The 22,487-nt window shown below is 63.7% G+C and carries 19 protein-coding genes and 1 pseudogene; 10 read left to right on the top strand and 10 right to left on the bottom strand.

The window, feature by feature from the left end:
* A partial coding sequence (locus X739_RS137300) for a kinesin (RefSeq protein WP_023796552.1) occupies positions 1-5,662 on the bottom strand: 5,662 nt, incomplete at its 3' end.
* Positions 5,663-5,936: 274 nt separating this feature from the next.
* Between X739_RS137300 and X739_RS137295 the strand changes: the two genes are divergently transcribed.
* The 3 genes from X739_RS137295 to X739_RS137285 all read left to right on the top strand — a co-directional run bounded on the left by X739_RS137295 (position 5,937) and on the right by X739_RS137285 (position 7,890).
* The gene (locus X739_RS137295) at positions 5,937-6,305 is read left to right on the top strand and encodes an Hpt domain-containing protein (RefSeq protein WP_015317671.1); all 369 of its coding nucleotides are present in this window, start codon (positions 5,937-5,939) and stop codon (positions 6,303-6,305) included.
* Positions 6,306-6,448: 143 nt separating this feature from the next.
* Entirely contained in the window at positions 6,449-6,769 is a 321-nt protein-coding gene (locus tag X739_RS137290) for a 2Fe-2S iron-sulfur cluster-binding protein (protein WP_015317672.1), read from the top strand.
* 89 nt (positions 6,770-6,858) lie between these two features.
* Positions 6,859-7,890 (top strand): NAD(P)/FAD-dependent oxidoreductase, encoded by a 1,032-nt coding sequence (locus X739_RS137285; protein WP_023796554.1) that lies wholly within the window; start codon positions 6,859-6,861, stop codon positions 7,888-7,890.
* Here the strand turns inward: X739_RS137285 and X739_RS137280 are convergent, their stop codons facing one another.
* A complete protein-coding gene (locus X739_RS137280; RefSeq protein WP_023796555.1) occupies positions 7,891-9,372 on the bottom strand; it encodes an MDR family MFS transporter in 1,482 nt (493 codons plus the stop codon).
* A 230-nt stretch (positions 9,373-9,602) separates the two neighbouring features.
* Positions 9,603-10,223, bottom strand: coding sequence for a DUF922 domain-containing protein (locus tag X739_RS137275; RefSeq protein WP_023785176.1), 621 nt, complete (start codon positions 10,221-10,223; stop codon positions 9,603-9,605).
* 114 nt (positions 10,224-10,337) lie between these two features.
* On the opposite strand from X739_RS137275, the gene folP reads away from it, so the two are divergent.
* From folP to folK, 3 genes are read left to right on the top strand one after another with little or no spacing between them, the layout of a single operon-like run.
* The gene (gene folP / locus X739_RS137270; RefSeq protein ID WP_023773904.1) at positions 10,338-11,186 is read left to right on the top strand and encodes a dihydropteroate synthase; all 849 of its coding nucleotides are present in this window, start codon (positions 10,338-10,340) and stop codon (positions 11,184-11,186) included.
* Between the two features lie 3 nt (positions 11,187-11,189).
* A complete protein-coding gene (gene folB, locus X739_RS137265) occupies positions 11,190-11,549 on the top strand; it encodes a dihydroneopterin aldolase (protein ID WP_023773903.1) in 360 nt (119 codons plus the stop codon).
* A complete protein-coding gene (folK, locus tag X739_RS137260) occupies positions 11,533-12,045 on the top strand; it encodes a 2-amino-4-hydroxy-6-hydroxymethyldihydropteridine diphosphokinase (protein WP_023773902.1) in 513 nt (170 codons plus the stop codon). The genes folB and folK overlap by 17 nt, the downstream gene beginning before the upstream one ends.
* Before the next feature lie 8 nt (positions 12,046-12,053).
* Here the strand turns inward: folK and X739_RS137255 are convergent, their stop codons facing one another.
* Together X739_RS137255 and X739_RS137250 are read right to left on the bottom strand one after the other, a co-directional pair.
* On the bottom strand, positions 12,054-12,599 hold the full coding sequence (locus X739_RS137255; protein WP_023773901.1) for a DUF924 family protein: 546 nt from the start codon (positions 12,597-12,599) through the stop codon (positions 12,054-12,056).
* Positions 12,600-12,610: 11 nt separating this feature from the next.
* Positions 12,611-14,446, bottom strand: coding sequence for a monovalent cation:proton antiporter-2 (CPA2) family protein (locus X739_RS137250; RefSeq protein WP_023773900.1), 1,836 nt, complete (start codon positions 14,444-14,446; stop codon positions 12,611-12,613).
* Between the two features lie 161 nt (positions 14,447-14,607).
* On the opposite strand from X739_RS137250, the gene X739_RS137245 reads away from it, so the two are divergent.
* The 3 genes from X739_RS137245 (at position 14,608) to X739_RS137235 (ending at position 17,315) form a co-directional block, all read left to right on the top strand.
* Entirely contained in the window at positions 14,608-15,597 is a 990-nt protein-coding gene (locus X739_RS137245; RefSeq protein WP_031252645.1) for an AraC family transcriptional regulator, read from the top strand.
* A 59-nt stretch (positions 15,598-15,656) separates the two neighbouring features.
* On the top strand, positions 15,657-16,865 hold the full coding sequence (locus X739_RS137240; RefSeq protein ID WP_023796557.1) for an MFS transporter: 1,209 nt from the start codon (positions 15,657-15,659) through the stop codon (positions 16,863-16,865).
* A 183-nt stretch (positions 16,866-17,048) separates the two neighbouring features.
* Positions 17,049-17,315, top strand: a complete 267-nt coding sequence (locus X739_RS137235; RefSeq protein ID WP_023773897.1) for a hypothetical protein — start codon at positions 17,049-17,051, stop codon at positions 17,313-17,315.
* Between the two features lie 136 nt (positions 17,316-17,451).
* Here X739_RS137235 and X739_RS137230 read toward each other — a convergent pair whose 3' ends face one another.
* From X739_RS137230 to X739_RS137215, 4 genes are all read right to left on the bottom strand, one after another.
* Positions 17,452-18,003, bottom strand: a complete 552-nt coding sequence (locus tag X739_RS137230) for a hypothetical protein (RefSeq protein ID WP_015317684.1) — start codon at positions 18,001-18,003, stop codon at positions 17,452-17,454.
* A gap of 123 nt (positions 18,004-18,126) precedes the next feature.
* Positions 18,127-19,212 (bottom strand): TIGR01620 family protein, encoded by a 1,086-nt coding sequence (locus X739_RS137225; protein WP_023796558.1) that lies wholly within the window; start codon positions 19,210-19,212, stop codon positions 18,127-18,129.
* Positions 19,209-20,687 carry a YcjX family protein gene (locus tag X739_RS137220; protein ID WP_023796559.1) on the bottom strand — a complete coding sequence of 493 codons (1,479 nt, stop codon included), beginning with the start codon at positions 20,685-20,687 and terminating at the stop codon, positions 19,209-19,211. The genes X739_RS137225 and X739_RS137220 overlap by 4 nt, the downstream gene beginning before the upstream one ends.
* 76 nt (positions 20,688-20,763) lie before the next feature.
* Entirely contained in the window at positions 20,764-21,267 is a 504-nt protein-coding gene (locus X739_RS137215; protein WP_023773895.1) for a histidine phosphatase family protein, read from the bottom strand.
* Positions 21,268-21,541: 274 nt separating this feature from the next.
* Between X739_RS137215 and dksA the strand changes: the two genes are divergently transcribed.
* Complete coding sequence (dksA, locus tag X739_RS137210) at positions 21,542-21,958, top strand: RNA polymerase-binding protein DksA (RefSeq protein ID WP_015317688.1); 417 nt, start codon at positions 21,542-21,544, stop codon at positions 21,956-21,958.
* Between the two features lie 133 nt (positions 21,959-22,091).
* Here the strand turns inward: dksA and X739_RS137205 are convergent.
* A pseudogene (locus X739_RS137205) lies at positions 22,092-22,487 on the bottom strand (hypothetical protein); the annotation flags it as partial.

A 22,487-nucleotide genomic window follows, 5' to 3' on the forward strand; every position in this document is an offset into this window, starting at 1 on the left:
GGCGAGGCGGCTCGGCGGCGCGCGCCGCCGGCGCCTGCGGCGCAGGACGCAAGGGGCGCGATTCTGAAGAGTCGCCGCCACGACCGGACTTCGCCACGATGTCCGAAAGCTCCTTCAAGGCGTTGATCTGCTCGGAAACGGCGCGGCGGATGGCCGATGTCGACTCCTTTGCCTCTTCGGGCATCTCGATGACGCCCTTCTTGAGTTCGGCGCGGGTGAGGTCGAGTTCACTCTTGATCGAGCCCGCGGTGCGCCGCATCTCCTCGGTCGCATCGGCGAAGCGCTTGGTTGCCGAATCGACGACGTCGGTGATGGCGTTGCGGATCTTGTCGGCGGACTCCATCGTCTTGCCCTCGGCGTTCTGCAGGGTCTGGCCGACGAGATTTTCGAACGAGCGCATGACCCTTTCGAGATCTTCCGACTTCTTGACCAGGCCGACGGCGAGGTCCTCAAGTGAGGACTGCCTTTCCAGCGTGTGTTCGAGGTTGCTCTGGGCCGAGCTCAACAGGTCCGAGGCGCTAGCCAGCAAGCGGCTGTGTTCATCGAACTTGGTTGCGATCGAGGCGACTTCGCGCAAGGTCGACGACGACAGTTCCGTCAGTCTCGTCGTGTTCGAATCGACCAGACGCGCCGAGCTGGCAAAGGTCTGCGCCGCCTTTTCGGTTGTCGCCGCGAAGCTTTGCGTGCTGCCGGTCAGACGTTCGTCGACCTCGCCGAGGTTGACCGCGGCCTGTTCGATCAGCTGACCAAGCTGCGAGCTGGACTTGGTCATACGGCCGATCAGATCGGCGACGCTGTCGGACAGCGACGAGCGGGCGCCTTCGACCGCCGACAAGGTCTCGGCGGTGCGGCTGGCCAGTGCGTTGACCAAGGCTGCATTTTCGCTGCGCAGCTTCTCGGTCGCGCGCTCCGTGACCTCTTCCATGCTCTTTTGCAATTCCGAGCCGCCCTGGGCGAAGCGCTCGACCAAAGGCCGCGCGGTTTCGTCGAGGATCTTCGACATCTCGGCCGACCGCGCCGCGAGCATGGTGTTGAGCTCGCGGGTGTTGGCGCCAATCGTCTTGGCCGCGTCGTTGGTGCTCTGGCCGATATGTTGTCCGACCGCGGTGAAGGTTTCCGCGATCACATTGGCACGCGATACGAGCTGTGCCTCGGCACTCGACACCTGCTCGTTGAGCTTCTGGCCCATGGTTTCGGCGGTGTAGGCGAGCCGGTTTTCGACCCCAGCGATCTGTTCTTCGACACGGGCGGCCGCTGCCGCCGCGCTCGATGCAAGACGCTCGTCGGCGCCGGCAAGCGCCTGCTCGATTTCGCGGGCGTGCACGGCCAGCTCCTGGCCGGTCTGGCGGGCGCGATCGGCGACCCGCTGCTCGGTGCTTGCAAAGGCGCCGACAATGGTCTGCGCATGCTCGCCGATCGTCGAGGTGCTGTCGGCGATACGCGAAACCAGGCGCTGGTCGGCGTCGTCGAAGATGCGGGCGATTTCGGATGCCCGGCTGGACAGCGCGCCCGAACCCTCGGCGATGCGCGAGACCAAATGCTGGTCGGCGGCATCGAAAATACGACCGAGGTCCGACGCGCGGGCGGCGAGCGCCTCGGCGGATTCGCCGATGCGCATGCCGAGCCGCTGGTCGGCGCTTTCGAAGTTCCGCAGGATGTCGCCGGCGCGGGCGGCCAGCGACTGCGCCGTTTCCACCGCACGGGCGACCAGCTTCTGGTCGGCCGCGTCGAACGTCCCGGCAATCTCGCTTGCGCGGGCAGCCAGCTGATCGGCGGTTTCCTGGGCACGGGCGGCGAGCTTCTGGTCGGCCATGTCGAAGGTGCCGGCAATCTCGCCGGCGCGGGCAGCGAGCTGATCGGCGGTTTCGTGGGCACGGGCCAGCAGCGAGCTGGAGGTGTCATCGGCGCGGGCGAGCAGGGCGTTCGAAGTATCCTCCGCACGGGCGTGGAGGCGACGATCGGCCTCCTCGAAGGTGCGGGCGATGTCTTCGGCCCGGGCCAGCAGGGCGGCGGACGTCTGCTCGGCGCGCTCGGCGATCTTGCGATCGGCGTCGCTGAAGGCCGCACCGGCCTGTTCGTGCAGCGTGCTGGTGACTTCCAGCACCTTTTCGCGCAATGCGCCGGCGACGAAGACAGCGCTCTTCTCGAGCACGTTACGGACGTTGTCGACCCCAGTCGAGAGCGCGCGCTCCATGGTGCCGGCGCGTTCCTCGATGATGCCAGTCTGGCGGCTGAACGCCTGCTCGATCTTGTCGACATCGGCGGCGATCGCGGCGGAAATGTCCGTGCTCCTGGCCGCGATCTGGTCGATGTGGCCGGACAGCGAACGATCGACGTCCTTGCGGCTCTCGGCGAGCTTGCCGAGGTCATCTTCCAGCGCGCGGCTGAGCATGTCGCGGCCTTCGGACAACTTGCCGACATGTCCGGCGATGATATCGTCGATATCGCCGCGGCTTTCGGTCAGCTTCTGCAGGTCAGCTTCGAGAGCGCGCTTGAGAATGTCGCGGCCTTCGGCGAGCTTCTCGACCTGGCCGGCGACCAGACCGTCGATGCTGGAGCGGCTTTCGGCCAGCTTGGCAAGATCTGCCTCCAGCGCACGCTTGAGGACATCGCGGCCTTCGGCAAGCTTCTCAACCTGGCCGGCGACAAGACCGTCGATGCTGGAGCGGCTCTCGGCCAGCTTGGCAAGATCGTCTTCGAGAGCTTTCGACAAGGTCGAACGCTCCTGTACAAGCCGTTCGGCGTGATTGTTGACGTGGCTGCCGACAGTCTCGAGGTCGGCCTCAAGCGCCTTCGACAGTGTCGAACGCTCTTGGGCAAGTCGGTCCGAGTGGCTGTTGACAAGGCTGTTGACGGTTTCGAGATCGGCCTCCAGCGCGCGGGCGAACTGGGCGCGGTCGTCGACCAGTTTCTGGGACTGATCGGCAACGGTGTTTCTGACGGTGCCGAGGTCGGCTTCCAATGCGCGGCGCAGGATGTCGCGGCCCTCGGCGAGCTTCTCGACCTGGCCGGCGACCAGGCCGTCGATGCCGGAGCGGCTTTCGGCCAGCTTGGCGAGATCGTCCTCCAGCGCCTTCGACAAGGTCGAGCGATCCTGAACCAGCCTGTTCATGTGGTCGGCGATGACGCTGTTCACATTCTGCAGATCGGCTTCCAGAACACGTGAGAGCTGCCCGCGATCCTCGGCCAGTCTGTCCGACTGGCTCGATATGACGTTCTTGATCGTATTGAGGTCGGATTCCAGCGCACGCTTGAGGATGTCGCGGCCCTCGGCGAGCTTCTCGACCTGGCCGGCGACCAGACCGTCGATGCTGGAGCGGCTCTCGGCCAGCTTGGCGAGGTCGGCTTCGAGCGTCTGCGACAGCAGGCCGCGGTCTTCCGCCAGGCGCCCGGAATGGCTGTCGATCAGGCCACGTATCCCCGACAGGTCGCTTTCGAGCGAACGGCCGAGCTGCGTGCGGTCTTCGGCCAGTTTCGCCGAATGCGCCTCGATGAGGTTCTTGATACCGGCAATGTCGTTTTCGAGCGCCTTGGCGAGCACCGCGCGGCCCTCGGCGATTTTCTCGACCTGGCCGGCGACAAGGCCGTCTATGTCGGCGCGGCTGTCGGACAATTTGCCGAGATCGGCCTCCAAGGCGCGCGACAAAATGTTGCGGCCTTCGGCCAGTTTTCCAACATGCCCGGCCACCATTTCATCAATGATGGTACGAGCTTGCACCAATTTTCCGGAGTCTTCGTTGAGAGCCAGTGAGAGCCGGTTGCGGCCTTCCTCCAGCCTTTCGAGGTGGCTGCCGAGCGACGCATCGATGGCGGCACGCGATTCGTTGACCTTGCGCAGGTCTTCTTCAAGCGCACGGGCTATCAGGCCGCGGCCTTCGGCCAGCCTCTGTACCTGATTGGTCACCGCCGCATCGATGCCGGCGCGGCCTTCGTCGAATTTCTCCAGGTCCGCCTGCATGGCTGCCGCCATGCGCTCGCGACTCTCGGAGAGCTTGCGGCTATGGTTTTCGACGGCTTCCTCGATACCGACGCGCGCGTCGGCAAGCCGCTGGATGTCGGCGTCAAAGGAGCGCGACACGACGTGGCGGGCTGCCTCCATGCGGCCGGCGAAATCGCTGGCGCGCGCTTCGAGCATGGAAGAGGTCGAGGTGACGATGTCGGCCATGTCGGCGCCGATCTGGGTCTTGCCCTGATCGATCATGGCCGACAGCGTGTCCTTGCTCTCGGCGAAGGTGTGGGCGATTTCACGCGCGCGCTCGACCAGCGTTTCGTTGATCTGGCGGGCGCGGGCTTCCAGCGCGGCATTGAGCTTCTGGGTGCCGGTGTCCAGCGCTTCCGCGCGGGTCTGAAATTCGCTGATCAGCGCTTGGCCGCGTTCGGCCAAGGTGCGCTCGATGCCGTTGAGGCTGGCCTCGAACTCGGAATTGAGGGTGCGCGCGGCGCCGCCGAGCAGCGACACCATGCCGGTGGTGCGATCGTCGAGCAGGTCCGTCAACGAACGGGTCAAGCCGTCCGTGGTGTCCGTCAGCTTGGCGATACGGGTGTCGAGCAGGCTGGCGAAAGCCTCGCCGGAGGTCGAAAGCCGGTCGGTAATGTTGTCGAGCCGGCCTTCCACCGAATCGAAGATCGACATCGAGCTTTCGTTGATCCGGTCGATCAGCGTGTCGCCGGAATTGGTGATCGTCATCGACAGTTTGGTCGACGCATTGAGGATGCTGTCACGGATGATGTCGCTTGCCGCGCCGATTTCATCGCGCAGGGTCTCGTGCGCACCGGAGATCGAGGCGCGGACGCGTTCGGCATGGGTGACCACCGCTTCGCGTTCGCTGCCCAATCCGTCGACCAGCGACCTTATGCGGGTTTCGTTTTCCGAATAGGAACGCTCGATCTGGTTGACCTCGCTGTGGACCAGCGTTTCCAGTTCGACGGCACGGGCAAGGGTGCGTTCGATGCCTTCGCCCATCGCAGCCACCTCGCGGCGGACGGCCTGGCCGATCATCATGACGCGATCCTGGGCCATGTTTTCCGGCTCGGTCAGGCGGAAGGCCACTTCCGTCATCGATTGCGCGGCGATGCGCATGTCCTGAGCGCGGCGAATCATCGTTGCGAAGGCCCAGAACAGGATGACAGGCACGATAGCCGCGACGGCAAGGCCGATCAGTTCGGGGCGGGCAAAGAACTGGTCCAGCGTGCGGATCCGCCAGATGCTCGGTCCAAAAAGCAGGTTCGCCAGTCCGCCGGCGCCCGCGATCCAGGCGAGCGAGACAAAGGCGATGACCCAGTAAATGGTGTTGGAGGCGCGCCTGTTCAGGCTGTGCAGAAGGGTCTTGTAGTCTTTCTGACGATCGTCGTTGGCTGGCGCGAAGCCGGCGGGCTGGCCACCATTGCGCGTCTCGACCGGGCGAAGTTCGGCCGGCTTGGGCGTTGGAGCGGGCTTCGCGGCCTGGGGCTGATTGACGACTGGCGCCGGCTGCTGATTGCGTCCCTCGCGCGCCAGTTCGTCGGCGGCCTGTGATATCTGCGCTTCCAGATCTTCCATCGAAGCCGCGATATCGAGGTCGCCGCTATCGGTATCGCCGCTCAGGTCGAGATCGAGCGCTTTTTCGAGTTCCCTGGCTACGTCGCTGTCGAGAGTTCTGGTCGTCGTTGGTTTCTTCGCCATGCCTTCGCTACCCTGTACTAGCTGCCGCGGGGGCTTATGATTCTGTTTGTCTTACCCCCGCGCAGGAGGCTGAAAATGGACCCTCGTATCGTAATGACACAGGGGGGTAAAGAAAACATGCATTCCGCGGGATACGTAAAACTTTAAATATAAGGTTAACGGAAGCGTGATTTGGGCGCCGCTTTCGCAACATTTTTCCCGGCCATTCATTAACCCGTTGTCCACTGGATTCGCCTAGGTTTTCAGGCGACCGAAGAAAATGGAGTTCGAGTTCATGCGTGGCGAAAGCGGCATTGCCTTCTCGATGCCGGGGGGCGACGTATCGGGAACGAGGCAGTCCCGACCGGTCGATTTGGCACACCTTGCCCGGCAAACGATGGGCGACCGCGCCCTCGAGCAAGAGGTGCTGGCGCTGTTTGTACAGCAGGCACTGTCAGTACGCGACAAAATAGTCGATGCCGACATCAAGGACCGGCTCCTGCTGGCTCATGGTTTGAAAGGGTCGGCCCGCGGCGTGGGTGCCTTCGCCATCGCCGATTGCGTCACCGATATCGAGCATCGCCCGGAGGACGCCCAGACGCTCAAGCGGCTCGGCCGGCTGATCGACGAAGTGCGCGACTTCATCGCCGCCATCAATCGCTGATCCAGGTTTGCGACAAAAACGTCACGGAGCGCCGCTTTCGCACGGCAGTTGACTTGTTTGCCGGAGTGATTATCTCGGGCGAAACTCGCTTTCCCCTCGGGCGAACTCCCTTCGTCCGGGGCGAAACTCCCTTCAGGTGACAAATGACCAAACTGACCTTCATCGCCCATGACGGCACACATTTCGACGTGGACGCCGAAAACGGCTCGACGGTCATGGAGAACGCCATCCGCAACGCTGTCCCTGGCATCGAGGCGGAGTGCGGCGGCGCCTGCGCCTGCGCGACCTGCCATGTCTATGTCGATGAGGCATGGACGGCCGAAGTCGGCGAGCCCGAGGCGATGGAGGAAGACATGTTGGACTTCGCCTACGACGTCCAGCCGAACTCGCGCCTGTCCTGCCAGATCAAGGTACGCGATGCGCTCGACGGCCTGATCGTGCGGGTGCCCGAGCGTCAGGGCTGAAAGCCAGCATGGGCGATTTTTGCCGCTGACGCTTGGCAGCGGGCCGCTGGTCATGCAGTCTCGCCCGGACTTTCGAAGCGAGGCGCATCATGACCGGCATCATCAGCACAGACGTTCTCATTGTCGGGGCGGGGCCGGTCGGCCTGTTCGCCGTGTTCGAGCTCGGCCTGCTGGACCTAAAATGCCACCTGATCGACATCCTCGACAAGCCCGGTGGCCAATGCGCGGAACTCTATCCGGAAAAGCCGATCTACGACATTCCCGGCTGGCCCTCGATCTCGGCGCAAGGGCTCGTCGACAAGCTGCTCGAACAGGTCGCGCCGTTCAAGCCTGAATTCACCTATAACCGCATGGTCTCCAGCCTTGAGAAGCTGGAAGACGGCGGCTTTCGCGTCACCACGGACGAGAACGAGGTGTTCGAGGCCAAGGTAGTGGTCATCGCCGCCGGCGGCGGCTCATTCCAGCCCAAGCGTCCGCCGATCCCCGGCATCGAACCCTATGAGGGCAAGAGCGTCTTCTATTCCGTGCGCCGGATGGAGGATTTCCGCGGCCATGACCTTGTCATCGTCGGCGGCGGCGACTCGGCGCTGGACTGGACGCTGAACCTGCAGCCGGTGGCAAAGAGCGTGACATTGGTTCACCGGCGGGCTGAGTTTCGCGCGGCGCCCGACAGCGTCAACAAGATGTACGCCATGCAGGAGATGAAGCAGCTGGAATTCAGAGTCGGTCAGGTGACCGGGCTCACCGGGGCCGACGGCCAGCTGTCATCGGCCACCATCAAGGGCGGCCCGGATGGCGACATCGAGGCGCCTTGCACCCGCATGCTGCCGTTCTTCGGACTGACGATGAAGCTCGGCCCGATCGCGGAATGGGGGCTCAATCTCCACGAGAACCTGATCCCGGTCGATACCGAGAAGTTCCAGACCTCGGTGCCCGGCATTTTCGCGGTGGGCGACATCAACTGGTATCCGGGCAAGCTGAAGCTGATCCTGTCGGGCTTTCACGAGGTGGCGCTGATGGCGCAGGCCGCCAAGCGCATCGTCAGCCCCGGCGAGCGCATCGTGTTCCAGTACACGACCTCGTCCACGAGCCTGCAAAAGAAGCTCGGCGTCTCCGGCTAGTTATTCCGTCAGGATCGACGCCGGATCGTCGACGTGGCCTCGAAGTTCTTTCTCGGGCATCAACGTCAGCGTGACGAGGCCCAGCCCCAGAGTGCCGGCCGCGACGAGAAAGATCATCACGAAGGGTTCGGCCGATACGACATGTCCAGCCACCCGAACGCCTTCGCCGGCCAGCGGCAACCCAAAGCCAAGAGCCACCGCGCCCAGCATCGCGACCCCCAATGCACTGCCCAGCGAACGCAGAAAGGTAAGCACCCCCGTTGCCACGCCAAGATGCATGCGGTCGACGGCGTTCTGCACGGACACGGTGGTTACCGGAAATGTCGTGCCGGTTCCCAGCCCGATGCAGATGGTCAGGACTTCGACGACAAGCAGCGATGCATGGCCGGCGACAAAGGCCAGCAGGCCCATGCATAGGATGGCGAAGATGACGCCGACCATGGCGATGCGCTTGTAGTGGGTGAAGCGTGGTATCAGGCGGCCGCTGGAAGCGGCGCCGCCCACGGTTCCAAGCAGAAGGCCAAGCATTGCAATGCCCGACTCGCTCGCCGTCAGGCCAAGTATCGACTGCAGATAGACCGGCAGATAGACGGCAAGGCCGACGCTGGAGGCCTGGAGCAGGAACATCGACAGGGTGCCGGCCAGGACGATCGGGTTGCCCAGCACTTCGAGCGAGATGAGCGGTTCGGCCGCCCGCATTAGCCGCAAGGCAAAGGCGCTCCAGAACAGCGCCGAGCACGCCAGGACGCCGATGACTTCAGGCGATAACCAGGGGTAGGCACTGCCGCCCCAGTTCAGCGCCAGCAGCAACAGCGCCGTTGCCACGATCAGCAGCAATGCGCCAAGACCATCGATGCTGTGGTTCTTGGCCGCGATGGGCAGCTTCTTGAGCGGCTTGTTGATGATCGCCATGGCTAGAAAGCCCAGCGGGATATTGATCCAGAAGATGAGAGACCAGTGCAGATGCTCGGCGAAGGTGCCGCCCAGCAGCGGCCCGGCGACGCTGGCGACGGCCCAGGTGCCGGAAAACCACGCCGCGTAGCGCGCCCGCTCGCGCGGCGGGACGAGGTCTCCGACCACGGTCTGCGTCAGCGCGAAAAGACCGCCGCCACCGGCCCCCTGGATCGCGCGACCCAGGATGAGGATGAACATGTTTGGGGCCAGTGCGCTGACCAGCGATCCAGCAAGGAAGATGAGGATTGCCGCGTAGACGGTCGGACGACGCCCATGGACGTCGGAAATCTTGCCGTAAAGCGGTGCCACGGCGGTTGCGGTCAAGAGGTAGCCGGTGACGATCCATGGCAGGTATTCGGCATTGCCGAGCAAGCGCCCGATGGTCGGCATGGCGGGCGCGACGATGGTCTGGTCGAGGGCTGCCAGCAGCATCGACAGGAGGACGCCGCCGATAATGGCGTTCTTTTCGCTTTCGCTCAGCGGCGCGCTGGCGGCCGCCACGGCCTGCTTGTCGACAGCCTGGTCCATAAATCTTCTCGTCCATGCACTTTGCGCTGCCGCATCACCATTGGGCTTGTCTGGTGCATCCGCGGCGCGATCGATCGTGATGCCCGTGCTTCCGGATTGTGCCCTTGGCAACCCTGGATATGTCGTTCCGTATAGGCCGATTTCGACCGTTGCTCGAAAAAAAATCCAGGCTGGCACTACGCTTCCGCCCGGTTGGCTTCCATCCAGGCGAACGGAGGCGGCGAGGAGATTCAGGCCGGCGGCCGTAACTGGCCGCTCTCGATGCGTTCCATCCGGTAACGCAGCAGCCGCAGGATGCGGCTTTCGAAATTGGCGCCTTCGACACGGTCGAACCGCACCTGGTCCCGATCGTGCCTGGCAAGCTCGGCCGCCGTGATCGCGGCGGCATTGACCTTCGCGGCATCGCAATCCTTCTGCGGATAAGCTGCCTTCAGGGCGTCTTCCAGCGCGCGGCCGTGGTTCTGGGCGATCTCGACGTGGCGGTCTTCATGGCGCTTGATGTCGGCGGACAACGTATCCCAGAACAGCCGCACATCGGCGTCGGCTTTGCCCGGGCGGCGCCATTCGGGAAGGATCACCTTGACCTTGACGGTGACGACCGCGTCGGCGATCCGGCAGGAGCCCGGTTGGCTGGCGTAGCTGATGCGTGTCGTGAAAGCCATCTGGGTGGCGCCAGGGTGGCGCGACCCCGTGCTTTTGACCTGGGGCCCGTGTTTGGCAAGTTGCTGCTCGATATCCTCCAGGGTTCTGCCGCCAATGGCGAAATAGCTGTATGTCTTCACCAGATTGGCCGCATCCGCCGGAACGGCGACGGTAAGCAGCAGTGCGCAGAGCAGGGAGCGTATCATCATGTTGCCTCTTCAATCACCTTGCTTTACGGCCTTCGCCGGCGCAACGGATTCGATCCAATGCGGATCACACATCGTTGATGACCCCTTGGTTGATGAGCCCATGGTTGAAGCGCAATGACGGCGGGGCGATGGCAACTGGCGCATGGGCGCCATCTCGAGCTTGGCGGCAAGGCCGTCGTCGTCGGCATCCTCAATGTCACACCCGACAGCTTCTCCGATGGCGGCTTGTTTGATGCTCCTGAACCCGCGCTCGTCCAGGCGCGCCGCATGATCGGGGAAGGAGCTGCCGTCATCGATGTCGGCGGAGAATCGACCCGCCCGGGCGCCGCCGCGATATCGGCCAGCGAGGAGCAGGCCCGTATCCTGCCCGTGATCGAGGCGTTGACGCAGGTCGGCGACGTGCTGATTTCGGTCGACACCTATCGTGCCGACACCGCGCGGCTCGCCGTCAAGGCCGGTGCGCATATCGTCAACGATGTCTGGGGCCTGCAGCGCGAGCCCGACATTGCGCGGGTGGCGGCCGAAACCGGGGCCGGGCTCGTCATCATGCATACCGGACGGGATCGCGACAAGCTGCCCGATGTGATTGCGGACCAGCTGGCGTTCCTGGGAAAATCGCTTGAGATCGGGCGCGGGCAAGGTGTCGCCGACGACCATGTCGTGCTCGACCCCGGCTTCGGCTTCGCCAAGGAGACGGCGGAGGAAAACCTCGATCTGATGGCACGGTTTGCCGAGCTTGGCGCGCTCGGCCTCCCGCTGATGGCCGGTACGTCGCGAAAGCGTTTCATCGGCACCGTCACCGGCCGCGACGCCGCCGACCGGGCGGCCGGCACGGCGGCGACCAGCGTCATTCTCCGGCTCAAGGGCGCGCATCTGTTTCGCGTCCATGATGTCGCAATCAACGTGGACGCGCTGGCCGTGGCGGATGCTATGCTGGCGCGGGAAACCGGATCGGAACGCTGAGCCATGTATGTCATCCGCATGAAGAACTGCGCCTTCTTTGCCCGGCACGGCGTGCTGGACGAGGAAGAAGCGCTGGGGCAGCGCTTCTATGTCGATGCCTCGCTCACCGTCGAGCCCGGACGCGCGCTCGTCGATGACGCCATCGGGGAAACGGTGAATTACGGCGTTGCCTTCACGGTCATCGAGGAGATCATCACCGGACACAGGCGCTTCCTGATCGAAGCGCTGGCGCTGGAAGTCGCGAAGGCCCTCACCGGGCGCTTTCCCCAGATCCGGAAAGCCGAGGTCACCGTTCGCAAGCCCAATGCGCCGGTGCCTGGCGTGCTCGATTACGTCGAGGTGACCGTTGTCTGGCCCGAGTAACACCGTCTATCTGAGCCTCGGCGGCAATCTGGGCGATCCGGCGGCGTCGATGGGGGCCGCGTTGCGCCTGCTCGACGCCGATCCCGATACCGACGTGGCCGCCGTCTCCTCGCTCTACCGGACGCCGCCCTGGGGCAAGCTCGACCAGCCGGACTTCCTTAACGCGGCCGCCGAATTGTCGACGCGGCTGTCGCCGCGGGCATTGCTCGACCTCTGCCTCGATGCCGAGCGAAAGCTCAAACGCGTGCGCGAGGAGAGGTGGGGGCCGCGCCTGATCGACATAGACATCCTGGTGTTCGGCGACCGCGTCATCCATGAAACGGGCCTGGAGGTGCCGCACCCGCGCATGCTGGAGCGCGCCTTCGTGCTGGCGCCGTTGGCCGAAATCGCGCCGGATCTTGCCGTCGGCGGCAAACGGGTGGTGGATCGCCTGAGCGCGGTCGATGCGGCCGGCATTGAGCGGCTGCCGTCGGGCCGGGACTGGTGGCGGCGCTAAATCGCGGATCAGCCGGAAAAACCACCGTCATCCAGGAATGCTTTTTCCTCAGCCGTGGTCTCGCGGCCAAGCATCCGGTTGCGGTGCGGAAAGCGGCCGAAGCGCTGGATGATATCACGATGTTCCAGCGCGTATTTCAGATTGAACGCGGCCCTGGCGGTATGAAGTTCAACCGACCGCTCCTGGTCCGCAAGATCTTCCGAATGTTCGAACGGCAAATAGAGGAACACGCGGACCTCCGGGTCCAGCGCCAGATCGTGGCCGGCGGCCACCGCCTTTTGCGCAAAATGCTTTGCCAAAGGGTCTGTCGCAAACATGTGGCCGGTGCCGCGAAAGCAATTGCGCGGGAACTGGTCGAGCAGGATCATCAGCGCCAGCGAGCCCTCGGCATGGCTTGACCAGACATCGCATTCGCGCCGCGCGGCTGCGTAGTGGAGGTCGAGGAAGCGGTCGCGGAAATCGGCATCGAAAGCGTCGTTCTTCTCGAACCATGAATCCTCGCCGGCGTCGCGCCAGAATTTGGTGATCGACAGGGCTCTGCTGTCCAATTCCATGGCTAATTCCCTCAATCCGCCGATTCGGATTTATGCAGGACGCCGGCCGTTTCCTCGTTGAGCGCCTGGCCAGGACGGCGGGGCGTGGAGAGCGGGGTCGGGATCGGCGTACCGATATTGCCTTTCAGGAAGCGCTGTCCCGAGCGGATGCCTTCGGCGAGCTGGGTCTCGAACCGGGCCGTGTCGCGGCGCCTCACGTCCTCGATCGTTTCGGCGACGTCCTCGGGATCGACGCCCAGCGCCTCCAGGGTCGAGCCACCGAAGACGAGCGCCGATTCGAAGGTTTCGCGCAGCTGATAATCGACGCCGGTGCGGATGAGCTGCAGCGCCGTGCCGCGGTCGAACGCACGGGCCAGCACCGTAAGCAAGGGGAACTCAGCCTTGACGAGTTCTGCGATGCGGATGGCGGCGTCGGGCTTGTCGACACAAATGAGCACGGCCCGCGCCCGGCCGGCCCCGGCCGCGTGCAGGATGTCCAGCCGCGTGCCGTCGCCATAATAGACCTTGAAGCCGAAATCGGCGGCCGCCTGGATCATCTCGACATCGTTGTCGATGATCGAGACGTCGATGCCGCGCAAGAGCAGGGGTTGGCTAGCGATCTGGCCGAAGCGGCCAAAGCCGATGACCAGCACGCTGCCGGTCAGGCCGTCGGCGACTTCGACGCCGTCCAGCGACTGCTCGTCCCGTGGCGTAAAATAGCGCAGGGCGATGATCGCCAGCGGCGTCAGCACCATGGAGATGATGACTATCGCGGTCAACGTTGCGTTTGCCTGGCCGTCGATGATGCCGACGGCGGCGGCCGCGGAATAGAGCACGAAAGCGAATTCACCGCCTTGCGCCATGAAGACCGCGCGCTCCAGTGCCTCGCGGTGGCCTGATTTCAGGATGCGGGCGACGATGTAGATGCCGAAAGCCTTCATCACCATGTAAGCCACGACGTACACGGCGATCAGCTTCCAGTTCGCGGCCACCACGTGCAGATCGAGCGACATGCCGACCGCAAGGAAGAACAGACCGAGCAGGATGCCGCGGAACGGCTCGATGTCGGCTTCGAGCTGATGGCGGAACGTCGATTCCGAGAGCAGCACGCCGGCCAGGAACGCGCCCATCGCCATCGACAGGCCGCTGAGCTGCATGGCAAGCGCCGATCCGAGCACCACCAGCAGAGCCGCGGCCGTCATCACTTCGCGCGCACGGGCATCCGCCAGGATGCGGAAGAAGGGGTTGAGCAGATAGCGTCCCGCCACCACCAGGCCGATGATCGCGGCGATGCCGATGCCGACCTCGGTCAGCCGCTCCGACAGGCTGGTGCCGGCACCGCCCGGCGCCAGGAAAGCAATCAAGGCGAGCAGCGGCACGATGGCCAGGTCCTCCAGCAGCAGGATGGAGACGATGCGCTGGCCCTTGGGCGCGGAGATTTCGCCGCGTTCTTCCAGAAGCTGCATGACGATGGCCGTCGAGGTCAGCACGAAGCCGGCGCCGGCGACGAAGGATTGCGCGATCGGAAATCCTCCGGCCATGCCGACACCAGTCAAGAGCACCGCGCAGACGCCGACTTGAAGCGCGCCAAGCCCAAAGATCTCGCGGCGCAGGCCCCAGAGCCGCGACGGCTGCATTTCCAGGCCGATGATGAACAGGAACATGACCACGCCGAGTTCGGCGACATGGAGGATGGCTCCGGATTCGGAAAAGACGCCGAGGCCGAACGGACCGATCACCACGCCGGCGGCCAGGTAACCGAGAATCGAACCCAGACCCATGCGCTTGAAGATCGGGACGGCCACCACGCCCGCCGCCAGCAATGCCACCACCTGAATGAGATCGCTGCCCGCTGCCTCTGCCGCCATGCTCTGTCCCTTTTTCGTATAGCACTCCTTGCATGCAGTGGGAGCGGGAGGCAAGGGCGGGTAGCCTGCCAGGAAGGGTAGGGTGCTGTCGGTGCGACTGCCCCCCGGTGCAACAACGGTCTCCGCTTGTCTGCGGGACGTTCGGCATCTATATCAGCTGCATGCTTGATCGTTCGTCCCAGCCGGCATCGCCGCCCCATATCCCGATGGATGCGCTCAGCGAAGTCCTGCAAGACTTTCGCCTGAGTGGCGTCAATTATGGTCGCTGCGAGCTCCGACATCCATGGAGCATAGAATTTCCGCGACAATCGCTGCTACGTTTTCACTTTGTCGGCCAGGGTCCGTGCTGGATTCATACCGAAACGCAAGGCTGGCAAGAGTTGCGCGATGGCGATCTGGTGCTGCTGCCGCAGGGCATCGCCCATCGGCTGGCGAGTGCGCCGGACGTGGTGGGCGACTCGCTTGAGGGCTGCCAGGTGATCAAGTTAGGGGGCAATGTCTGCGAAGTGGTGCGGGAAGGGACAGGCGCGACAAGCACCCTTTTCTGCGGATCCATGGCCTTGGACTCCTGTGCGCTCAATCCATTGATCACGCTGATGCCGCCTGTCATCAAGGGGTGCGACGTGGCCGGCAACGACCCGGTCGTTGGTCCTTTGCTGGCGGCTATGACGATGGAGGCCGCACAACCGCAGATGGGCAGCGCCACCATCTTGTCGCGTATGGCGGATTTGCTGACAGCCCGGCTCATCCGCTGTTGGGTCAATTGCAACGGAGCCTCGACCACAGGTTGGCTCACAGCCATCCGCGATCCCCATATCGGCCGCGCTCTTGCAGCCATGCATCGAGACCCCGGCCACAACTGGACGCTGGGAAGCCTTGCAAGCGTGGCAGGCCAATCGCGATCGATTTTCGCCGCGCGTTTCAGCGCGGTGTTAGGCGAGGGTGCCGCACGCTATCTCGCCCGTCTGCGCATGCAGCTTGCCCGCGAGTTGTTGGGGCAAGGCGGCTTGTCGGTTGCCGAGGTCGCTACCCGTTTGGGCTATGATTCCGAGGCATCCTTCGCTCGCGCGTTCAAGCGCATCACCAATGTCTCGCCGGGAATTGTGCGTCGCACAAATCCCGGACGAATAGACATGAATTTCGGATTTTAAGATACATATCATCCGACATAACTCGTCTATGAAGATCTCCAAACTTTGGAGATCTTTCCGTGACAGACACAACATTACAGCTTGAAGACGCCGCCATTGGCCCTGACGCCGACACGCCAGCCGCGTGGAGCGCAGCCACCTGGTTCGCGGTCATTTCACTGGCGGCCACCAGCTTTGCCCTGGTGTCGGCCGAATTCCTGCCGGCAGGCCTGCTGACGCCAATGGCGCGCGATCTCGGCATCAGTGAGGGAACGGCCGGACAAGTCGTCACCGCCACAGCTTCCGTCGGCGCCGTGACGGCCATGTTGAGCAATGTTCTCATCGGCCGACTGAACCGCAAGACGGTGCTGGTCGGTCTCATGGCCTTGGCGGTCGCTTCCAATATTCTTGCGGCGCTGGCACCCAATTTCTGGCTATTGTTGTTAGGCCGGGCCGGGCTGGGGATCGCTCTCAGCGCCTTCTGGGCACTTTCGGTCGCCGTCGTGGCGAGGCTGGTTGGCGCCAATGCGACAGGCCGGGGCATGGCTATCGTCACCCTCGGCGTCTCGCTCGCCACCATTGCCGCGCCGTCGATGGGGGCGTTGATCAGCGACTGGCTGGGATGGCGCAGCGCCATGGCCATGACAGCGGGGCTGGCCGTATTGGCCATGTTGGCGCAGTTGCTCAGCCTGCCGACCTTGCCGGCGACAGCGAGCAACAGTCTTGCGGACGTGTTTCGGCTTACACGGCGGCGCGGCATTCAAATCGGCATGTTGGCTATTGTCTTGCTGATGACGGGGCATTTTGCTGGTTCTGTCTATGTGCGGCCCTTCCTCGAACACGTCACGCTGCTTGCAACCGGTCCAATTGCCCTGGCTCTGCTTGGATTTGGCATCGCCGCCGTGATCGGCAACATTGCCGGCGGTCGCATGGCCGATGCCAATATTCACATGGCTCTCGTGGTCACCGCCGCGTTAATGGCGGTCGCGGCGCTGGCCTTGGTGCTTTGGGGCGTGCACATTGGCGTTGCCTTCGGGTTTGTCACGCTTTGGGGCTTCGCCTTCGGCATGGGGCCGGTGGTGCTGCCAACCAATCTCTCACGTGCGGCACCTGACGCGCTGGAAGCAGCGGGCAGCCTGATGGTCGTCTCTTTCCAGGTTGCCATCACGATCGGCGCGGTTGTCGGTGGCTATGTCGTGGACACCTATGGTGCCACGGCGCCGTTGACCGTTACGGCCGTCCTTGCTGCATCGACAGCTGTGCTCGCTCTGCTGCAGCCTCGCGGCTGAACTTTGCGCCAGCTGATATGGAAGGGCTGAAATCGAACCGCCGCAATGTTGCAGCAGGCTCTTTACACAAGTTTACGCCATGCGCGCGTTGCTTGTTGCCGCAATCGAAGGCTAAGCACGCTCGGCTTCGGCCATTGGGGGTGAGCGGCGATCAAGTCGCACCCTTTTGAGGAGATGACTGACATGAAGAAGTTTTTGCTCGTTGCCGTCGGGCTGGCGGTGCTTGCCGGCTCGGCCTGTTCGAAGGCGCCGGAATGCACGACCGAGATCGCGACCAAAAAGGCGCAGGAAATGGCCGCCGCGTTGCAGGAGGCGATCACCAAGGATCCGTCCAAGGCGGCTGACCTGACCGCCAAGGTCCAGGCAGTGACGACCAAGTATCAGGGTTCCACGACCCTGGCCGATGCCTGCAAGGCGTATGACGAGCTGACCAAGGCGATCAAGGGCTGACGCCTGGTTCGTCCGTTTCCAAGGAGGCGGTGGCGATGGGCTGCCGCCTCTATGTTTTGTGGGATGTATTCGAACAATCCTAGGAAAAGTGTTTTTCCGACCGGAATTGCGCAAAGAAACAGAGGCGAGGGTGCGCTCAGTTCGGCGCGATGGAGCCGACTTCGACGGCATCGACGCGCTTCAGGCTCATGCCGATGACGGGCACCAACTGGTCCTGAACGCGCACGGCAACCGTTACCGTCATGGAATTGTCGTCGGGAATGCGGGCCTGCATGACACCGCGCAATTGGTTGCGGTTGATGGTGAAGACCACCTTGTGGGCGTCGACGACGTTGCCGCCGATAATATCGAGGCCGGCGCCGGCAGCGCCGCCCATGAAGGAACCCTTGTAGTCGCGGCCCTTGCGCTCGATCTTGGCCGACATGGGCTGGGTGAACATGCCGACCCGGCAGCCGCCGTCCAGTGTCATGCCCATCTTGCCGTCCGGCGTGGAACCGGTGAAGCTGCAGTTGAATTTCGTGCCCTTGTACTTGCCGGCGACGATCTCGCCCGGGCCAACCCATTTGCCTTCGGCCGACTGGAAAAACTGCTTGTCCGGTTCCGTGGCAGAGGCCGCCGAGGCGATGCCGACGACAGCTGTGATCACCGCCGCCAGGGGCAGGACGCTGGACAGTATTACGCTTTTCATCGACGACACCCGGCAACAACGAGGCTGTTTGAAACCGGTTCGACCATGAAGAAGATTGGTTAATGCTTCGTCACCGCGGGCCCTCGAAACAGCAGTCCGATCATCGTTCCGAAGAGCTGGACGCTATTTGCTAGAGCCGGCTGTCTCGGCGTCTTTCTTGGTTGCGAACGAAGTCAACGCGGCGAGGAAATCGCCCAGTCCCGGGCGCCTGGCTGCGCTGAAGGGCAGGGGGCGCACCGTCTCCATCGCGGCGAGACCGATGCGCGCCGTCATCATGCCGTTCACGACGCCTTCGCCCAGCTTTGCCGAGAGGCGGGCCGCCAGGCCGTGGCCGACGATCTGCTGGACGAAACTGTCGCCGATGGCGATCGAACCGGTGACCGCCAGATGCGCCAGTACGCTGCGCGCCAAGCGGAAAAAACCCAGCGTTCCGGGCCGTCCGCCATAGAGTTCCGACAACCGGCGGATGAGGCGCCCGGCCTCGAACACGACGTAAGTGACATCGACCAGGGCGCGCGGGCTCACCGCCGTCACCAGCGAGACCCGCTTGGCGGCCTCGAGAATCATCACCTTGGCCCTGACATCGAGGGGGCCGAGGATTTCAGCCTCCGCCAGGCGCACCAGATTGGCGCCGTCGATGATCTCGCCCCGCAATTCGGCCAGCGCGCGCCGGCCGGCAGCGGTCTCGGGTTTGGCCGCGACAAAGGCCGACAGCTCGTCGACCACCGCGCGTGCCGCCTTAGGATCGTCGCGCGCGATGGCATCGAGTGCGCGCTTCTGCAGCTTTTCGACCTCGGCGAGGCGGGCGATGGCCAGGAACTCGCGAATCAGGATTACCAGAAGCGCCAGCAACGCAATCGCCCCCATCCCGGCGGCCAGCCAGCCCAGCCATTCGGCGCGGGCAAAGAGATCGCGTATCAACTGTGCGGTCCACAGGCCGACAGCCAGCGAAACCAGCACGCCGAAGGCGCCGAAGAAGATGCTGCCGAGAACCGAGCGCCTTCTGGGGGCGACCGATGGCGGCGGCTCGGCGGCAATAATGTCCGGTTCGTCAAAGACGTCGACCTCCGCCGGGATGACCAGCGCCACATCGGCCTTCATGGAGCGCGGTCTGCGCGACGGTTCGGTGTGGCGTGCTTGTGGCGCGTCTTGTTTCGGCGTGGCTTCCGGCTCGATGCGGAATGCCGCCGGTTTGCGGGGCGCGGTCATGCCAGGTGGTCTCCGATCAGGAACTGCAAGGCGCGGTCGAGCCTGATATGCGGCAGCGACAGCGTGACACCTTCGGCCGTGCGTTCGAGTTTCGGCGGACGGAACCGGACGAAGCGGATTGCCGGGTCCGTGGAGTTCTGCCTGTGATCCGGCCCCGAAAGGTCGAAAACAGCATCAATGTTCTCTGGCAAATCACCAGGAAATATAGCTGTTTCCGTCTTTCCGTCGAATGTTTCACCATCGATCTTCTCGCCGGCGATCGGCGTGCCGATGATAACAGGCAATGTCTCTCGGCCCTGTTTGACGGTGCCTTCGCGGGTGGCGCGCACCGCCGCCATGGCGACGACGTCGACGTCGGCGCCGGTGAAATTCGCCCGCGCCACGGCGCGGTCGGCAAGGCGCCGTACGATCGCCTGCAGCCGGTCATGGCTTTCGTGGTGCAGATGATCTGCCTTGGTCGCTGCGACCAGGATGCGGTCGATACGCCGGGAGAACAGGTCGGTTATGAAGCTGCCCCGGCCGGGGCGAAAACAGCCGAGGATCTCGGTGACGGCGCGCTCCAGGTCGGCCATGGCACCAGGCCCGGCGTTCAGCGCCTGCATGGCGTCGATGAGCACGATCTGGCGGTCCAGGCGCGTGATGTGCTCGCGGAAGAACGGTTTGACGACATGCGTCTTGTAGGCCTCGTAGCGCCGTTCCATCATGGCGTGCAACGAGCCGTTGCGCGGACGCCTGTCGCCCAGGCCGGCCAGCGGCGCGAAAGTCAGCGCGGGCGAGCCTTCGAGATCGCCGGGCATCAGGAAACGACCGGGCGGCAAGGTCGAAAGCGCCCGTTCGTCGAGCTTGCATGCCTTGAGATAGGCGGCGAAGCTTTCAGCCAGCCGGCGTGCCGTCATTTCGTCGGCGTCGGCATTCGGGTCGATTTCCGCCGAGATCGCTCGCCAGGCCCGCGAAAGGTCCTCGCGGACCGGCAGCGTGGCCATTTCGAGGGCTTCGCGCGAAAAATCGGCGAAGGATTTGCCGAGCAGCGGCAGGTCAAGCAGCCATTCGCCGGGGTAATCGACGATGTCGACCGACAGCTTGCCCGACGAGAACATGCGGTTCCAGCCGGAGGCCGATTCATATTCGATCGTCAGCCGCAGTTCCGAAATGGCGCGGGTCGAGTCCGGCCAGACGCGATCGTTGACCAAAGCGGCGATGTGGTCCTCGTATTGAAAACGCGGCACGGCGTCGTCGGGCTGCTGTTCGAGGAAGGCGCGCGCGATACGCCCCGATTTCTGCGCCTCGAACAGCGGCAGACGTCCGCCGTGGATCAGATTGTGGACGAAGGCCGAGATGAAGACGGTCTTGCCGGCGCGGGAGAGACCCGTGACACCCAGACGCAGCGATGGAGAAAAAAGTCCGGTGGCACGTCCCGACAATGTGTCGAGGGCAATTCTTGCCTCGTCGGTGAAGGTGGTCAGCGATGATGCCAAAACATGATCTCTCGGGCTTGCGTCCGCCCGATATAGGCGCTGGAACCCGGCTTTGAAATGGCGCTGGGAATCGGCATCAGGGATCGGCCGGTGTCAGGAACGCTTCGAGATAGCCCGCTCCCTGGGTCGCTTTCGCCAGATCGCCGGGGAAACGGACGACCGCAAGACCCGAAGTTGGAAAGCCATGATTGAGCATTGCCCGCTCCGCCTCGCCGCCATCGCCCGAAATCGCCATGGCGAGATCCTCCGTCATCGGGTTGTGGCCTATGACCAGCAATGAACCGGGGCCGCCATGATCCCGGACGAGGCGGAGATAGCAGGCCGCGTCCTCGCTGTAGAGCGCGTCGAAAAACAGCACCTTGCCTGTGTCGGTCTGGCCGGCCAGACCCTCGAGGGTTTCCCTGGCGCGTTTGGCGTTGGAGCACAGCGTCAGGTCCGGCACATAGGAGCGGGAACGCATCGCGGTCCCCATTTTTTCGGCATCGGCGTGGCCGGATGCGTCCAATGGACGATCGAAATCACGCATGCCCGGCAAGGCCCAACCGGCCTTGGCGTGTCGCAACAGATAAAGCCTGCTCACCCAACCTCCAACGTGCCCGAAAGCTGAAGTCCTGCCGCGATTAGCCACGAGAAAAGCCGCACGCACAATGGTGTGCGTGCTTCGGCGCGGCGAATCACTTGCAGGGAGATAGGCGAGGATCGTCGTACTTTCGCCATCAAAACAGATTTATGCCGCTCCGGAGAAGCTTGGAGACGCACTTTAACAATTGCGTGAGTCGGTGGCTGATTGCGCTTGTGCAGGCGTCTGGTGGCGAATATATAGGCGCCAAATTTGGGGCTGTTGGGTGAGTCGAATGAACGACATCGTTACCGCCGATTACGTACCCTCCGAAGACGAGCCGTTCATGAACGAACGGCAGAAATCCTACTTCCGGCAGAAGCTCGTCACCTGGAAAAATGACATCTTGCGCGAGGCGCGCGAAACCCTCGAAATCCTGCAGCAGGAAAACGCCAACCATCCCGACCTCGCCGACCGCGCCTCTTCGGAAACCGACCGCGCCATCGAGCTCAGGGCCCGCGACCGTCAGCGGAAACTCATCTCGAAGATCGATTCGGCGCTCCAGCGCATCGATGAAGGCACCTACGGCTATTGCGAAGAAACCGGTGAGCCGATCGCCTTGAAGCGGCTCGACGCGCGCCCGATCGCCACCTTGTCGATCGAAGCGCAAGAACGGCACGAGCGCCGTGAAAAGGTCTATCGCGACGATTGATAGACCGCCTTTGCATTGATTTCCAGATGGCCGGCTGTCCGGCCATTTTTGTTCGATGCGTGCCATCGTCAATAGTTTCGAACACGCTTGAATGCCGGCCAGCCACGTCACTGGCAGGCGACTCAGGCGCAGTTCATTTCTTTTGGCTTGAAAGTTCGCCCAACAGCCTGGTCATTTCATCGTCGAGCGAGGGCGGCGCCTTGGCTGCCGGTTTGCCTACCGGGCCGCCGGAGCGGGGCTGGTCGAGCGAAACCTCGAGTTCCTTCATCAGCGTGTCATCGATGCTGTCCCGCGTCGGCGCTGGTGGCGTGTGCCTGGCGGCATTGGCGTTGGCGGAGCCATAGGCAGGCAGCGGCGTGACATTGGTCGATGGATAGGCTTGCGCCGCTGGTTTCGGTGCGGGCGCCGGAGCCGGTGGTGGCGCCGCCGGACGCTGGCGGGCTGGCTGTGCCATGGCCACCGGCTGCGGAGCGGGTGCTTGTCTCGGAGGCACGGGAGGGGGCTGCGGCGACCGCGGCTTCGCAGCCGG

Origin of the sequence: Mesorhizobium sp. LNHC209A00, from assembly GCF_000502915.1 — a bacterium.
In the GTDB taxonomy this organism is placed as follows: domain Bacteria; phylum Pseudomonadota; class Alphaproteobacteria; order Rhizobiales; family Rhizobiaceae; genus Mesorhizobium.